The 16,670-nt window shown below is 35.6% G+C and carries 15 protein-coding genes; 3 read left to right on the top strand and 12 right to left on the bottom strand.

Features of this window, described 5'->3' with window-relative positions; all coding sequences use genetic code 11:
- Positions 1 to 103 precede the first annotated feature (103 nt).
- The 3 genes from DFQ08_RS06990 to DFQ08_RS06980 all read left to right on the top strand — a co-directional run bounded on the left by DFQ08_RS06990 (position 104) and on the right by DFQ08_RS06980 (position 2,499).
- Positions 104 to 1,435, top strand: a complete 1,332-nt coding sequence (locus tag DFQ08_RS06990; protein WP_114309095.1) for a sodium:proton antiporter — start codon at positions 104 to 106, stop codon at positions 1,433 to 1,435.
- 87 nt (positions 1,436 to 1,522) lie between these two features.
- Complete coding sequence (locus DFQ08_RS06985; protein WP_114309094.1) at positions 1,523 to 2,002, top strand: hypothetical protein; 480 nt, start codon at positions 1,523 to 1,525, stop codon at positions 2,000 to 2,002.
- Between the two features lie 122 nt (positions 2,003 to 2,124).
- On the top strand, positions 2,125 to 2,499 hold the full coding sequence (locus DFQ08_RS06980; RefSeq protein WP_147269452.1) for a hypothetical protein: 375 nt from the start codon (positions 2,125 to 2,127) through the stop codon (positions 2,497 to 2,499).
- Between the two features lie 874 nt (positions 2,500 to 3,373).
- Here the strand turns inward: DFQ08_RS06980 and DFQ08_RS06975 are convergent.
- From DFQ08_RS06975 to DFQ08_RS16145, 12 genes are all read right to left on the bottom strand, one after another.
- Positions 3,374 to 5,701: a T9SS type A sorting domain-containing protein gene (locus DFQ08_RS06975; RefSeq protein WP_114309092.1), complete on the bottom strand. Its 2,328-nt coding sequence runs from the start codon at positions 5,699 to 5,701 to the stop codon at positions 3,374 to 3,376.
- A 111-nt stretch (positions 5,702 to 5,812) separates the two neighbouring features.
- Complete coding sequence (locus DFQ08_RS06970) at positions 5,813 to 7,447, bottom strand: tetratricopeptide repeat protein (protein WP_114309091.1); 1,635 nt, start codon at positions 7,445 to 7,447, stop codon at positions 5,813 to 5,815.
- Positions 7,448 to 7,699: 252 nt separating this feature from the next.
- The gene (locus tag DFQ08_RS06965) at positions 7,700 to 8,665 is read right to left on the bottom strand and encodes a TIGR03571 family LLM class oxidoreductase (RefSeq protein WP_114309090.1); all 966 of its coding nucleotides are present in this window, start codon (positions 8,663 to 8,665) and stop codon (positions 7,700 to 7,702) included.
- A 58-nt stretch (positions 8,666 to 8,723) separates the two neighbouring features.
- On the bottom strand, positions 8,724 to 9,662 hold the full coding sequence (locus tag DFQ08_RS06960; protein ID WP_114309089.1) for an aldo/keto reductase: 939 nt from the start codon (positions 9,660 to 9,662) through the stop codon (positions 8,724 to 8,726).
- Between the two features lie 3 nt (positions 9,663 to 9,665).
- Positions 9,666 to 10,874 carry an MFS transporter gene (locus DFQ08_RS06955; protein ID WP_114309088.1) on the bottom strand — a complete coding sequence of 403 codons (1,209 nt, stop codon included), beginning with the start codon at positions 10,872 to 10,874 and terminating at the stop codon, positions 9,666 to 9,668.
- 20 nt (positions 10,875 to 10,894) lie between these two features.
- Positions 10,895 to 11,833 carry a cyclase family protein gene (locus tag DFQ08_RS06950; protein WP_114309087.1) on the bottom strand — a complete coding sequence of 313 codons (939 nt, stop codon included), beginning with the start codon at positions 11,831 to 11,833 and terminating at the stop codon, positions 10,895 to 10,897.
- Positions 11,834 to 11,966: 133 nt separating this feature from the next.
- Positions 11,967 to 13,064 (bottom strand): L-dopachrome tautomerase-related protein, encoded by a 1,098-nt coding sequence (locus DFQ08_RS06945; RefSeq protein ID WP_114309086.1) that lies wholly within the window; start codon positions 13,062 to 13,064, stop codon positions 11,967 to 11,969.
- Between the two features lie 33 nt (positions 13,065 to 13,097).
- A complete protein-coding gene (locus tag DFQ08_RS06940) occupies positions 13,098 to 13,580 on the bottom strand; it encodes a cupin domain-containing protein (protein ID WP_114309085.1) in 483 nt (160 codons plus the stop codon).
- A gap of 118 nt (positions 13,581 to 13,698) precedes the next feature.
- Positions 13,699 to 14,271 carry a Crp/Fnr family transcriptional regulator gene (locus DFQ08_RS06935; RefSeq protein ID WP_114309084.1) on the bottom strand — a complete coding sequence of 191 codons (573 nt, stop codon included), beginning with the start codon at positions 14,269 to 14,271 and terminating at the stop codon, positions 13,699 to 13,701.
- A gap of 325 nt (positions 14,272 to 14,596) precedes the next feature.
- Positions 14,597 to 15,238, bottom strand: a complete 642-nt coding sequence (locus DFQ08_RS06930) for a DUF6266 family protein (protein WP_114309083.1) — start codon at positions 15,236 to 15,238, stop codon at positions 14,597 to 14,599.
- Between the two features lie 177 nt (positions 15,239 to 15,415).
- A complete protein-coding gene (locus tag DFQ08_RS06925; RefSeq protein WP_114309082.1) occupies positions 15,416 to 15,850 on the bottom strand; it encodes a DUF6943 family protein in 435 nt (144 codons plus the stop codon).
- A gap of 292 nt (positions 15,851 to 16,142) precedes the next feature.
- A complete protein-coding gene (locus DFQ08_RS16145; protein WP_181858373.1) occupies positions 16,143 to 16,307 on the bottom strand; it encodes a hypothetical protein in 165 nt (54 codons plus the stop codon).
- Positions 16,308 to 16,670: the final 363 nt, after the last annotated feature.

Raw genomic sequence — 16,670 nt, 5'->3', positions numbered from 1 at the left:
TTTTTTTAAGCAATTGCGTTCAAATTAAATAGTCCGTACTAAGGACGGTATTGTTAATTTTTTTAAATTAGTAGTAGATTAAATAGTCCTATAAAACTTACTTATGTTGTTGATAAATGCTAGTCCAGAACTCACGGAACAAATCTCTTTGTGGCCTTCAATTCCCTTTTTTATAATTTTATTAGCGATTGCCGTTGGCCCGCTTCTTGCTGAACATTGGTGGGAAAACAATCGTAATAAACTAATGGTGTCCGTACTTCTGAGTGTACCAACCATTTTCTATTTGGTTTATATGGATCTTACAGAACATTTAAAACATCAAGTTTTTGGAGATTACTTACCTTTTATTGTATTATTAACCTCCTTATTTGTGATTACTGGAGGCATTCATCTTAGTGGTGATATCAAAGCCAAACCAAAGGTGAATACTCTATTTTTAGGTATCGGTTTTGTTTTGGCCTCTTTTATGGGAACTACAGGAGCGGCTATGTTACTCATACGTCCTGTTATTAATATTAATAAACAGCGCGAGTTCAGCGTGCATACCATCTTATTTTTTATTGCCGCTGTAGCCAATTGTGGTGGACTTTTAACCCCTTTAGGCGACCCGCCATTACTTATGTTATATTTGAGAGGGGCCAGTTTTACTTGGTTCTTTAGTTTACTTCCTGAATGGGCTTTTGTGGGGACTTTACTCCTAACATCGTATTTCTTTATTGATTCTTATTATTATAAAAAAGAAACGCCAAGCCATTTAGAAGCTGATGCACGCGAAATTCAACCAATACGGATTACTGGGGCTCTAAATTTCATCTTTTTATTAGGTGTGGTTTTATCTGTAGCCTTCATCAATCCTGATGTTATTCCTAATATGGGAGAAGAAAATGCGTCATTCGCCTTAAAACATTTACGCGAAATTGTTTTGGTAGCCCTTACCGTCATAGCATACTATGTAACGCCTCATAAAATTAGAGTTAGTAATAAATTCTCTTGGGGACCAATTGTAGAAGTTGCCGTAGTATTTATCGGTATATTTATTACCATGACACCAACCTTAATATACTTAAGTCAGCATGCGCCAAGTATGGGACTTACAGAGCCATGGCACTATTACTACGCAACAGGATTTCTAAGTGCGTTCTTAGATAATACACCCACAGCCGTTGCATTTCATAGTGTGGCCTCTAGCATTCCTTATGCAGATCACATTCCTTTAGTCGCTTTTGTTTCTGAAAAAGTTTTGAGTGCTATTGCAACTAGTGCCGTGTTCTTTGGAGCCTTAACTTATATTGGAAACGGCCCTAATTTTATGGTGAAATCTATTGCTGAAGATCATAAAATTAAGATGCCAAGCTTTTTTGGATACATGTTTAAATTCTCGTTTCTGATATTGCTTCCTATTTATATTCTTACACAGTTATTATTTATGTCTTAAGACCTCATAAATCGTAACGTCTGTAATTTTTTTAGGTTGAAAATTTTCAGATATTGAACACATCATGCATCCATTAATTCGCATTACATGTCATTAGCCTCCTATAAATACTTAAAAATAGCCATTCTTTTTTTATCTTTTACTTTAGTCTTTAGTTGCGGTTTAACGGGCGAAGAAGTTGGGAGACTCAAGATCAATGCCCTTAGTAAAACCGAGGACCAACTTATTATAAAAGAAGACCATGTAAGCTTAAAAAAGGGCGATGAACTTGGGGTTTGGTCTGAGATGGACTATAGATATGAAGGTGAACTCGCCTTAAGATTTAAAGTTGAAGTCTTAAAAAATGGAGAACCCTTTGGAGCCTTTGAGATCGACCCGACGGATAAAAATATCACCTTCAAGGAGATGAAAAGCTCATTTAACGGGAAAACCGATTGGAGTTTTACAGGTAAAAACATTACAATTCCGATTAAAGAAGATGGCGATTACACCTTTAAAGGTATTTTAGTCGCTTCTGAAAACCCTATTTTAGAGATCAAAAAAGCTGAACTCGTCCTTAAAAAATAAGACTAGCAACCCTTGCGTTTTAAAAAATCCAGTAGTTTTTTAATCGATAAAAATGTTTTAACTTACAAGCTATAACAAGCTAAATATTGCTCAACAATTCGCACAACAATTCGCACAACACTTTGAAAAAATCACTCTTTTTAATACTCATTTTGGGCCTTGGTTTTTGCTCATGTACCTCTAAAAAAAAATATTCAGATTATAAGCCTACTGACTTTTATGAAGTTCAAGGGATTATTGAATCGGCTAGTCCTACAAAAGATCCTTTTGATTCTTCAGTGCAAAAAGACATTCGGTTTACCTATTTCTTAGACCGTGAACATCCAATTTCTAATACGGAACATGATCTTGAAATGTTTGAAGCACAATCAGGATATCCATTAATTGTATTGGTGCATAAAACCGATGAAACGATTAGTTTTTATGGACGCGTTGGAATTTTAGACAGTCTCAATCTTAAGGAAAAAAATTTCTTGGCTGAGCGTCTGTCGGAGTGACGGAAAATTTATAGTAAAAATAAAATACGAATTAAGAAATACACCCCAAACGTCAGTTCGAGTGAAATTGCTTTTTTTGCAATTTTGTATCGAGAACTAATAATACAAATCAACGCTTCTCGATACTATTTGTTCATGCTTCACAAATCACTCGAAGTGACGGAAAAATTAAACTGAAAATAGAACATGGATTAAGAATTACACCCCAAAACGTCAGTTCGAGTGAAATTGCACTTTTTTGCAATTTTGTATCGAGAACCAATTAAAAAACAAATACCTATCAACGCTTCTCGATGCTATTTGCTAATACTTCACAAATCACTCGAAGGGACGGAAAGGTTATACAAAAATAGTACACGGAATTATAATTACACCCAAAACGTCAGTTCGAGTGAAATTGCACTTTTTTGCAATTTTGTATCGAGAACCAATTAAAAAACAAATACCTATCAACGCTTCTCGATACTATTTGCTCATCCTTCACAAATCACTCGAAGGGACGGAATGGTTATAAAAAAATAGTACACGGAATTATAAATACACCCCAAACCTCAGTTCGAGTGAAATTGCACTTTTTTGCAATTTTGTATCGAGAACCAATTAAAAAACAAATACCTATCAACGCTTCTCGATGCTATTTGCTCATACTTCACAAATCACTCGAAGGGACGGAAAGGTTATACAAAAATAGTACACGGAATTATAATTACACCCAAAACGTCAGTTCGAGTGAAATTGCACTTTTTTGCAATTATGTATCGAGAACTATTTTTAAATCAATCGACCACATAATAAAAAAGGAACCCTAATTTAGCATCTCAGCGATACCAAAATAAATGGGTTCCTCTTCAGTACAAGGGATAGTAATTAGGGATTAACGTATTTTAATAAGTCGTTTTGTAAGACTTCCTGAAGTCGTTTTCACCTTCACCAAATACACACCAGTAGATAAATCACTGACGTTAATTTCCGATTTAGGATTATTTACCTGTCTTACTTTTTGTCCGGAAACCGAATAAATAGTTACCGATTGCACGGCTTGTTCTGTTTTAATTGTAAAACTGTCCTTAGTTGGGTTAGGATAAAATGTTATCGGATTACGATTTAAAAGTTCTGAGTGTACCGATAATGTAGACAACTCAATAGAGTATTTCATCAGTCCTAAATCTTGAACTCCAAAATACACATTAACATCTGTATCTGTAAAGACAAATGCTGACGTTAAAGTAAAAGGATGATTTAACATTTCAGCGCTAATTTCACTCCAAGTTTGGCCTAAATCTGTACTCAATATAATTTTTGCTTTTGAAACCGGTAAGGGTACATTATACCCTTCAGAATAATAGGTCACGGCCACAATAGTCTCATCATCCACTGTAGAAAAGGCCACTTTATTTGTAAATTCCGAAGAAATTGAAACCCAAGAAGCCCCTTTGTTTTGAGATAAATAAATACCATTTGTTGTAGATAGCACCAACTGATTTGCGTTTAACGGGTTTTGAGCAATATCTATAATAACATGGTCACCGAAACCTAAAGTTTCAAGTCCAGAATTGCTTAAGGTCCAAGTCGCTCCATCATCTGTAGACTTATAAAAATTAATACCTTGACTCATAAACACTGTAGAGGCACTTTCACTATCTACCTGAACCGCTGTAACAACTTCCCCTTCTAATGGAACGGCTACAACTTCATCAACGATATTATCTAAATCGGCCAAGTTCAATTTATGCAACTCTATTCCCGTAGACATCCAAGTCATATCCGTATTCGCTATAGACGTAGAGACATCTTCAAGTATTAAGAAAAACATAGAACTGGCAATATCTACTGGGTCGGCGCCATGGTCTGAACTCACTTTAATATAAGAGGTGTTTAAAGCTCTATTTCCACTAAACACACGACCAGGAACCACAGGATCTGCAATTGTTTTTACCGCAGAACCAAATCCTTGAGTTAGGGATTGTAAATAGTACTCGTCTTCTGTATCATTTTCTATATCGATATGATTAAAACCAGAACGTAAACCGTAATACACATGGTTTTCGCTAGCAGAGGTATAAGCTGTTACGGTCCCTGTTGAATTTACAAAAGGATTCTCTATCTTAGTCAATGTTAAGCCTCCATCAGTACTTAAAAATGGATAAAAATTGGTGGTTATTAAAATTTCATCTGTAGTAAAAGGATTAAAAGAGGCACTTAACCCATAATAATAAGTTTCAGGATCTATCGTCGTATACACATGGTTTGTCCATGTTACACCATTGTCTGAAGATTTTACAATTTCATTTTCTTCCAGTACAATAATTTCATTCGCATTATTAGGATTAAACACTATTTTATTAATATGATCTGTAGCCATTGAGGTCCAAGTAATAGGTACAATAGCCCAAGTATCACCGCCATCTAAAGAACGGTACAAATCCTCAATATGAGTGTCGTACCCATAACTAGTTCCTAATAAAATATCATTGGCATTATCTGGATTAAAAGCAATAGCATCATAAGTATTTCCTGGTATTTTATTCTCCCAATTTAATCCCGAATCTAAAGACACATACAACCCTCCTAGTTCTCTTGATGTTGCTCCGCCTCGCATTAAAAACAACTTAGTATCGTCATTTGGAGCTATACTAACGTTATTTATAGAAACATCATCATGTAGCGGACTATAGTAAACGGAATTCCAATTCACTCCGCCATTAGTGGTGTAAAAAACTTCATGTGTATAAGCACCAAGTAAAGAATAAGTGGTGTGCATTAAAACTACATTGTTGTTGCTGTTTGAAATATCATAAGACTCAATTAAAATATCCACCTCAAAATCATTTGGCGGAGAAAATGTTTGAGTAATAGAAGCCGTAGTCAAATCGAAAATAGCAATTTTGTTATAGGTCGTCCCCTCTGCCCTAACATTAAAACTTAGTGCAGTCCCTGCATTAATGAGTTTTAAATCTTTTAATACCGCATAGTGGTCTATAGGATCTGAATATAGAATACTCCATGTATCACCAGCATCTAAAGAGGTTACGATGTGATTGGTTTGTGTTAAGGCGTACAACACATTTTCCTGCGTTTCACTATAAGTGACATCGAAAATTTGTCCATAAGTTTGGGCGGCTTCAAACTCAACTTGGGCGTGGGCTTGAGTTGAAATGCATACACCAAAGAACAAGAAGAGTAAAGTAATTTGTTTTTTCATGGTATCTTTAATTTAGTTTAGGGTGCTAAATATAGAGCCATCACAGCATAAGAGGCCAATTTAAAGCGTGACATTCCGTGACATCGATAGGCTTTTAGCGTGACATCCTTATTAAATCTTAGATAAATAGGTGTGAAGTGTTGTGTCCTCAGAAACATTTAACTTATTAGAAATACGCTCTTTACGCTTCCTACAAGACTGCGGTGTAATGTTTAAAAGCGAAGCAATTTCCTTATTTGTTAAATTCATATATAAATAAGTGACAAATCGAATATCACTTGGGGTAAGCGTATCATGTTTTTGTCTTAATCGGTCTAAAAACCCTGGATTAACTTCCTCAAAATGGGTGAAAAAGCTATCCCATTGCGTGTCTGTTTTAAGATGTTTTTTTAATTCTCTTATCTGTTTTTTCAACTCTGGGTTTTCAGATATTTCCTTATGTTTCGATAAGGATTTAATCACCTCTTCTATTAAACTATTTTTGCTTGAGAGGTATAAGGCCTTAGCTGTGAGTTTCCTGTTTTTTGTTTCCAATTCGTTTTTAAGGCGCTCTTGTTCTAAAAGGGCTAAAGTTTCTTGTTCTCTCAGCTGCTTTTCAATGAGTAAATAGTCACTTTTTTCCTTGGCCAACTCTAAGTCCACAATTGTTTTGCGCTGTTTATGTTTTATTGAATTGCTTCTTAAAACCCAAAGGATAAAGGCAATCAATAATAAAGAAATTCCGATTATACTATATAAAAACCGACGTTCCTGACGCATAATTTCCTTGCTTTCTGACAACTCGTGCTTATAATTTTGAATTTGAAATTTGACCTTTTCATTTTCGAACAACTTTCTATTTCGCATTAGGGTCAGTGAATCTGAAGCTATTATCACTGAATCTTTATAAACCAAAGCTTTCTCTAATACACCCATTTTGCCATACAAGTCTGACAAATACGCATACACCTCAGAGCGGTTTTCCATGCTAGCATTTAAATTTCTGGCTTTAATACCATAGGAAAGCGCTTGAGATAAATGGTTCTGATTTTCATGGATATCCGCTAAAATTAAATAGACAAAGACTTTATTTTCTACTTGCGATACGTCTTGAAGTTGCGGCAATAAGCTTAAGGCTATTTTTTCTGCAGTAGCAAATTCCTTTTTCAGTAAGAACATCTCCGACTGTGCCATTTTAGCTTGAATGAACACTGTAGGGTCTTCCTTTAATAAAGGTAAGGCTTCTTCAATATAGCTTTGAGCTGAATCGAGCTGCTTCATTTTATTAGACACCAAAGCCAAATTCACGGCATAGTACCCCACTTTTACGCGATCCTTAATAGCCTTTGCCTTTTGGTAAGCCTTCTGAAAATAATGTTTAGCCTGTTCGTTTTCAAGCTCCTTAAAATATAAAATACCAATATTATTAAGCACCGTCATTTCTTGGCGTGGTCCTAAATGTTCTATAGCCACTTCATAAGCCTGTAAATAAAATATAACGGCCTCACCATAATCTGATAACAAATAATAATTAGCTCCAATATTTAGTGTAGATCGAAAAACTTGCTCATACCACTGATTTTTCTTCGCAATAGACTCTAATGATAAAAGTAACTCAATGGATTTTGAATGCTTTTTCTGAAACATAAGCTCAATCCCCGTATCAATTTGCTGATCTAAAATCTCAGGTGTTTCGGCCTGTGAAAACAGGGAAAGAGATAGAACTAAAGCTATACAGCTTAAATAGACACGAAACGCTTTGGGCATATAATCTTAGCTTTTTTGCTAAATGTAAATAATTTTTAAGAAACAAAAGACACGGATTCTTAAATCTAGAAAATTATGTGAACTTGTAATTTTAGGTTATGGGAAGGTTGTTTGCTTCCAAAACCACTACTTTCCAATACAATATATAACTAGCCTTATGTTTATTGGTGCTAATACATTTGGGCAACAAATAGGCATCATTTTTATTTAAATAAAGATAAAAATAGCATAAAAAACAATAGATGAATTATTTTAAGTGTCGAATTCTGGCAAAACAATTTCTTTAATTTTATTTATTGCTTCACTAACTGGTGTTTCAGATTTTCTGAGGTTGATAGCCATATGGTTGACTCCTACATTTTCATATGACTTTAAATATTCCGTAAGATGGTTGATACCTATTGTACCACCAAAACGTTGTGGTTTAAAAGTCGCATTGTCGTCTTTAGATAGGTTTAAATGTATAGCCGAAATATAAGGTTTTGCTGCTTGGTCTTCATCATACAAAGCATTACACCAGTATTTTCTGGTTTCTAAAGTTTCGGGAACAGGTCTTGGGTAATTAAACCAAGCTTGTGCGTTTTTGGCAATCCAATTAATACTTTGGCCGGAATGACCAGCTACTACAAGTGGAATGTCTTTTTTAGGTTTTGGATAAACTTCTATACCACTAGTTAAAAAATCGTATTTAGATTTTAAATTACTATTCGTTTTCCAAGCTTCTTTAATAATATCAAGATTGTTTCTAAAGATTTCAGGTCTTTTTTTATAGTCGATATTGTACATTGGGAACTCCACAGGTCGGTCTCCCAATCCCATACCTAACAAAAGTCTGCCATCACTTAAATTTTCTATGGTAGCAGCAGCTTTTGCTAATTTTATAGGCTGTTGCAATGGCAATACTATTGCTGCCGTACCCAACAAAACGTTTTTGGTAGCGGCAGCTAAATAACCCAAATATGGTAAGGTGTCAAACAATTGCGCACCATCACCAAAATTTGGGTCGTACACAGGAACATCACGCATCCATAAAGCAGCAAAACCTGCTTCATCAATTTGTTGAGCCAATGTTAAATGGTTAGAAATGTCTGGCACGCCAAAAGGTCTGTTGTCTTCCAAACGTTTACGGTTACCTTCTGATGACCAATCGTTATCTAAAGGAAACTCTATACCAAGTGTCATTTTACCTGGCTTGTATAGTTTATCAAATGGATTCATAGTGTGTGTGTGTTTAAATTCATCAGGTATCCGTTAAGACACCTGATGAACAATGTGATTAAGCATTCCAGATACTATCTGCAGTGTAGGGTCCGTTTTCAACTTCCCAAAATTTACCATCTATAAAACGGTGTCCTTTATCTAAATCCTTCAGCAAAGCCATATCTTCTTCTGTAAGCGTATGGTTTAACGTCTCTAGGTTCTGAAGTAATCGTGCTTCATTAATAGATTTAGGAATTACTGCAATGCCTCGTTGCATTGTATATGCCAATGCTACTTGTGCAGGCGACATATGTCTTGCGTTGGCAATGGTTTTTATTGTGTCATTTTCCAACAAACGTAGTTTGGAATTTTCATCTACAAGCGAACCCAATGGTGCATATGCTGTTATATGCATATCAAAATGCGAGCATAATGCTTTTAATTCTTTCTGCTGTAAAAACGGATGCATTTCTACTTGATTCATCTCTGGTTTATGAACTGCACTCGCCATTATTTCTTTAAGCTGATTTTCATTGAAATTACTCACGCCAATATGCTTTGTAAGACCTTGCTCTAAAGCAGCTTCCATCCCTTTCCAAGTATTGGTTAATGGTACTTCTGAAAGCGGAATAAAATCGGATGCTTTTTCTGGCATTTCTGTTCCTTTTTTTAAAGCTACTGGCCAGTGGATAAGATATAGGTCTAGATACTCTAGTTGTAAATCTTCTAAAGTCTGGTTCAGTGCAGGAATCACATTCTCCTCACCGTGAGAAGCATTCCATAATTTGGAAGTCACCCATAAATCTTCTCTAGTAACCAAACCTTGTTTAATTGCTTCAGCAATGGCATTACCAACTTCTTTTTCGTTACCGTATGCCGCAGCACAATCAATATGTCTGTATCCTATTTTAATAGCCGAAAGTACAGCATTGTACACTTCATTTGGTTCAGAACGAAACGTTCCTAAACCTAAAATTGGCATTTCGTCGTTATTTCTAAATTTTAATGCAGTCATTATTTATATTTTTTCTTTTTTGAATAAAACTAAGGTTAACAAGAATCCCACAATTACTAGAATACCACCTACCCAAGGTGTTGCTTCAATACCTAAATCAGATTCCACAACCATTCCGCCTACATAAGCACCAATAGCAATACCGACATTAAAAGCTGCAATGTTTAAAGCAGATGCTACGTCTTCGGTTCCTGGTAAGTATTTTTCAGCCATTTTCACCACGTATAATTGTAATGCTGGCACGTTTGAAAAAGCAAGTATTCCCATAAAAAATAAGGTTATTATTGCAAAAATTTGGCTAGAAGCTGCGAAGTATAAAACAAACAATACTATGGCTTGTAACGCAAACATTACTAATAAGGCTTTTCCTGGTTTGTTGTTAGAGACTTTACCACCAATGATATTCCCAATCGCGATGGCGATACCATAAATTAATAGAAATATACTAGTCATATCTGAAGAAAAACCAGTAACCTCTTCTAATAACGGTGTTAGATAAGTAAAAGTTACAAACGTACCACCATAACCAAATGCAGTAATGGCTAACACCAATAAAATAGACGGATTCTTAATCACTTTTAATTGGTCAATAAGACGTAATGGTTTAGATTGTTTGATGTTTTTAGGAACCAAAGCTAAACTAGCTATTGCTCCAATTGCCCCTAAAATAGCTACACCAATAAAAGTAGCTCTCCATCCAAAATTCTGACCTATGTATGTTCCTAAAGGCACACCGGTTACAATAGCCACAGTAAGACCTGCAAACATTATAGAAATGGCTGTTGCTCTTTTATCTTTAGGGACTAAACTTGCAGCAATAGTAGAACCGATAGAGAAAAATACACCGTGTGCAAAACCTGTTACCACTCTTGATAATAGCAACAACTCAAAACTTGGTGAGATAGCTGCCAATCCGTTGCCAATGATGAAAAGCACCATAATACCCATTAATAATTGTTTTCTAGGAATTTTACCTGTTAAGGCAGTTAATATGGGTGCACCAATGGCAACACCAATTGCGTACAGACTAACTAATAATCCTGCTGATGTTAGTGATGTGCCCAGGTCACTTGCAACCGTAGATAATAAACCTACAATTACAAATTCCGTTGTTCCTATGGCAAATGCACTAATGGTCAATGCCCATAATGCGGCTGGTAGACTCTTCTTTTTAGCTACCGTAGTATCTCTATGTATTGTTGATGTTTCCATAATTTCTAATTGTTTTTTTGTTATTTAATGGCAACAGGGTTTATTTGTACTTGCGTAGAGCCTTCATATAAAGGGTGACCTAATACAAAAAGGAATTCCCAAGCTTTATCTTCTACCAACTCATCTACAAGAATGTTTTCCAATACTTGCACACCGTATTCGGTTGCCATCATTTGATTTACAGGGAAAGAAAGTTCGCTGTTTTCGTGTGGTACAGCTTCAAAAGACCAGTTATCTGCACCTGCTGCTACAATTCCTTTTTTACCTAAATAATGTGCAGCTTCAGTACCAATACCAGGTCCGCCAGCTAGATAACGTTTGTCATCTTTACCCATTAATTTTGTCCATCCTGTATAAAACAAAACCACATCACCTTTACGGATTTCAATGCCTTGTTTTTTGGCTACTTTTTCAATGTCTTCTACTGTAAAAACAGTGCCTTTTTTTACAATATCTTGATTGTAGTAAGAGCGCATATCTAGCACAATACCTCTAGTTACAATTGGAGGTAATTTTTCTAACCCTAATTTTTTTACACCAGAAACGGTTAAAAAATCTTCTACTTTGTGTCCGTTGTAGTGCACATTGTCTCGACCGTAGTGTGCCAATCCATTTATTTGAGAGCCAACACCTGTCCAACCAATTAATTGGTCATCTACATAAGTGAATTTGTTAGAACCTGCAGCAGCAGTTTCTGGTTGTAAAGTTTCAATATGAAAGTATCTGTGACGGAAAGCTGCAGTTTTTGCATTTACCACCATTCCTAAGCGGTATACTTTTCCTTTTTTAACCAATTTTATGGCATCTAAAACCGTTTCTTCATTTAAAAGGTTTAGTGCACCAATTTCATCGTCTGCTCCATAAGGTGACGTTGGTACTTGTTGTGCGTTTGAAGTTAAAGCAGTAAAAAATATAACTGCCAATGCCATTGTTTTTAATGTATTTACTATTGTTTTCATTTTAATATGTTTTTAAATTTCTTGTACAAATTTCCGATTAATGCAAGGGGTGTGCGAGGATGAACATCACCATTTTAAAGTGATGTATGTCACATTTAATACTGCTCATACATCACTTTACTTTTAATTTTATTTAATCTTGAAGCTTCATTTTTAGCACCAAGTAAGGTGGTTTACTGGCATCTTTTCCTTCATTTAATAAAGGCAGATTATGAAGCTGATTTGCTACGATATACAAGTAGTTTCCGTGTATGGCAACACCATCGGGCCAAGACAGGTCTTTTTTAGATTGTGCAATGGTTTTCATTCCCGAAGGCGTACTTTCTACAATAGCTGAATTTTCAACATCGGTGACATATACTTTACCGTTTACACCCACTTTAAATCCGTCAGATTTTGGTTTGTTGGCATAAAACTCGATATACTTATTCAGGTCGCTATCTTGCTTACTTTCATCCGCTAATAAAGCAGATGGAATACGGTAAATTTTGGTATTCCCCATTGCACCATAGTAGATGAAATTGTTTTTGTCATCTATAGAAATTGGATTTAATGGGTATCTTGGTTGAATGGTAGTACCGTCTTTTCTTTTGTGGGAAACCAATCTACCGTGAATTTTCACTGGTTCATCTGCCGACAAAAATGAAGCATTCCCTTCCAGAACTCGTCTTATATAACCTGTTTCTAAGTTAATCACGACAAAAGCAGGTGCAATTGGCGGATTTAAAGCATCGGTCATATCTGCAATTACAGCAGTGTTGTTTTTTACATCAATCACAAAATCTTGTAAAAAAGGTTTTGTTGACAATACCGTATTCGGAATAGGAAAAACCTTTGTTACATTACCGGTTACCAAATCAAAACCCACCAATTTTGGAACCTGATTTTGTTTCACATTACCCATATCCAACACCCAAAGTATTCCGTTAGCATCGGCTTGTATTCCGATAGTTGAATTGATACCTTTTATGCTTCCTTTTTCGGGTTTTACAATCCATTCTTTATCACCAAACGGAATAGCTTCTCCATTGGGCAAAATTTCTTTCACCATATATTTTGAAGCACTTAAGGCGCTCATTGTTACAAATATTCTTCCGTCGTTAGAGACGGTTATATTTCCTGGTCTAGATTCTGGAAATGTTGCTATAGTTTCTAATTGTGCTTGTGCTGATAGTGTAAAATTCATTACAAGTGCGAACAAGACTGTTTTTATAATTGTTATAGTTTTCATTGTTATTGTTTTTAAAAAGTGAATATGATTTGATTAGTTGCCTAAAAATTTCTTTTGGGTTGAAGGGTCTACCCAGATTACATCGCTTGGGTCTCTGGCAATGGCATCAAAAACGAGTACGTCTAACGGACCTTCTAAAATTTTTCCGTTTCCGTGTGCTGTACCTTTGCCCCAAAAAAGTAAGTCGCCTTTTCCTGCAACAACAGGACCTTTATCGGCAACATAAAATTCTGCTTTGCCATTTAAAATGTAGAGGTAGGCATCAGATTTTGCGTGGTAGTGCATAGGCACTTCATCATACAATCTAAAGATTCTTACACCTGCGTGTTCGCGGTCTATTAATCTAATGTCTTTGATGATACCGTTGTGACTTTTAGGAAGTAGCGTTACGTATTCATCAATATTAATAATACCGTAGGCGTTACCCATTAATGGTCTTTTGTCTTCTTGCGCATAGGTGTTAAAACCTATGACAAATACTGTAAATAATAGAAAAAGTGTTCTTGTTGTTTTCATAGTACATTGTATTTAATTGTTCGATACAAAATTCTATGAAAACCAAGATGTGTGCGAGGACATACATCACGGATTTTTTGTGATGTATATCAATTTTGAAAAGTGATTTAGGTCACTTTTAGCTGTTAAAACGACTTAAAGTCTCTCTGGATACGCCTAAATAAGAAGCTATTAATTTTTTAGGAACGCGTTGTATTAATTTTGGTAGTTTATTTAGTAGGTATTCATACCTACTTTCTGCGGTCATTGTAAGCAATGACAAGATTCTTTGCTGTAAATTTATATAACCGTAGTTAGATTTAATTCTGAAGAAGTTGGCAACAGCAGGTACTTCTAAGCAAATTTTCTCTCTGTTTTCTAAAGACAAACAGAAAAATTCGGAATCTTCAAGGCAATCCACAAAAATGGTCCCTGGTTCTTGGTGTTGAAAAGCACAATGGTCGCTAACCCAATATTTTTCCATTGCAAATTGAAGGATATGCTCTTTACCTTTATCATCTATGGAATACGCTTTTACTAAGCCTTTAATAATCCAATATTCAAAATCCACTGCTTGCCCTGCCTGAATTAAAAACTGATGTTTTTTAAGGCTTTTATACTGAAAATGAGATTGAACAAAATTCCATTCGTCATCTGTTAACGCAAATAACTCTTCAAAATGTTGTCTTAGTAAATTATACTTAGTTTGCATAATGCGAATTATTTTAAATCTTAAATGTTGTTAATATTCTAACGTCGAAATTACTTAAAATCAATAGGATTTTCTTAATTATCCCTACACTTTTACCACAATCAGAAATTATTTTAATGGTTTGTATATTAATACAATTACTTCCCAATACAAAATGTAATGTGATACTGATTATCAGTTAATTAACTGTTGATAGATACAAATAAGCAACAAAAAGTGTTGAATTATAGCTAATTAAGGACTAAAGATAGGAAAATTGAGAGGTGTAAAGATAAAAAAACCGCCCCCAAATGAGGACGGTTTTTCAAGAAAACGTCAATCGCTATTAAGCAACTGTTACAGAACCTAAATAAGAGCTATTAGCTACTTTAGAACCATCTTCTGAGATAAACGCTAAGAATACCTCTACATCTTCACCTGTGTATTCAGAAGGCACTGAAATACTTTCTGTACCGGCTGTCCTTACTGGTCCAGCTGTGGTAAATACACTTTCACCTCTCGTAGCATTGAAAAGCAAGATTAATGCTTTATCAGTAGCCATTGCACTACCACTTCCAGAGTTATCTGTCCAGGTTACCTCTACTGTTGCAGCACTTGGAGAAGAAGCTGCTCCACCAACTGCACCTGTAAGGTTTCCACGAGTTACCAAAGAGTTTGCGTAGTCAATAGCAAAACTTGGATAAGCTCCTGTAATTGCATTGTTCAAGTTATAAGACATTGCAGCGTTAAACTGTGTCATCTTGTTCGCATACAACTTGAAACCAACTCGCAAGAAGTCTGTCATTGGTTGCAGGAAGCGAAGTACCGTTGAAAACTTTGAACGTTGGTCAACTTGTCCTTCGGTTCTTGGGTTCGCTACACTGGAAGGTTTAATTCTTAGGTAATCAATGCCCTTCCAAGTTCCACCGATTACATTCCCAACCTGTCCTGAGACACCACCGAGAATACCTTGATTAATTTTTCCCATCTTTTCTATATTTTTTGGGGTTCAACAAATGTTCGGACTTGGCACGGACTTGACTCGGCTTTGTCCCTTTTCAACTAATATACTTCAATAACTATGCATTAGTTTAGTCAGGGTTGTTGTTGCTTTTCTTTGCTCTTTTTTGCCTATAAGAAATTGATTTTATGACAGATGCAGCGTTTAGACTGTACCTGTTTTGTTCATCAACTTATAAAAGATTGCCTTTTTGGCGGTATCAATCATTTTTAATGAAAGTTTGAGTTTTTCCTCATTAACTTCTAACAGTTTCAGGTGGTGAATTGACTGGTGAAATAACTGCGGATGTTTACTTGCAATACATTCACTATCCCGAAGGTGTTTTTTAATATCTCCAATCGTTATAAATGGAATTACAGAGCCTTTCAGATAGTAATGGAATGATTTAGATTTCCATAATCCGAAGCAAAGCCAATACATAAAATCCTTTTCGGATTCATTGGTAGTGATGCAGACAAAGCAATTCGGACAAGGTTCATTCAGCGGTTTTCCGCTATTCAATCCTTTATTCAGTATAAAGAAGTGAGGTTCAGAATAATTCTGGTTTAATCGGTGGGTTTTGATGCGAAACGTTTTCATACAGTGAGCCATTAAATATTTGCTCGCTTCGCTTCGCACAATCATTTTTAAAAGAGAAAAGAAAAAAGGAAAAAAAATAAAAGAGAAAGCTCTGATTCAGGCGGGTATGGAAGGGTTGTCAAGGTTTTTGGAAAAAATACTACCCAAAGGGTGGAGATTTTTATCAAAACCCGTAGGGCTTGACCTTGAAAATCCCTTTGAGCGTTGGCATTGAGCGTACCCGCCTATATTTGCTTTTCTCTATTATTTATTGACTTATCATACACTTCCAAGGAGAAAAAAAAAGAGCCCCCTAAAAAGGAAGCTCTGATAATGATAACTCTAACCAAAATAAGCGAATGGTGTAATCTGTAACACCACAATAAACAACGCCTATAAAGAAAGGACAACCTGATGAACGAACACCCGCTAACAACCAACGGCTACCACAACGGACTGAAAAAAGTGACTTGTACATAATGAAATAAATTAAATTAAACATAGTGCCGTATCTCAGGAACGGTGCGATTGGTGCAAGGGCTGTGAAAAAAAAATACTACCTAAAAGGTGGAGATTTTTTTATCCAACAGGCGAAGCGAACCCTTGTGGCTCTCGCATCCGCACGCCTGTACCTTTGCTCTATGTTTGAGTTTTTTATTTCTCTATAATCGAATTGAGAATTAGACTGACTGTGTCAAACTTTTTTAATTGAAGGATAAAATCAAAAGAAGGATTTCTAAAAGAAACTAAGTTAAATGATAAACTGGAATGTGTATCGTTAATCAAATCGTGCGTAAACGCAGGTAAAAACAGCCTTGAGCTAATCGGCTGGACAATGGCT

Origin of the sequence: Winogradskyella arenosi, from assembly GCF_003337305.1 — a bacterium.
GTDB lineage: Bacteria > Bacteroidota > Bacteroidia > Flavobacteriales > Flavobacteriaceae > Winogradskyella > Winogradskyella arenosi.
Note: the sequence above shows the minus strand (reverse complement) of the source record. Positions and strands in the feature narration are given on the sequence as shown.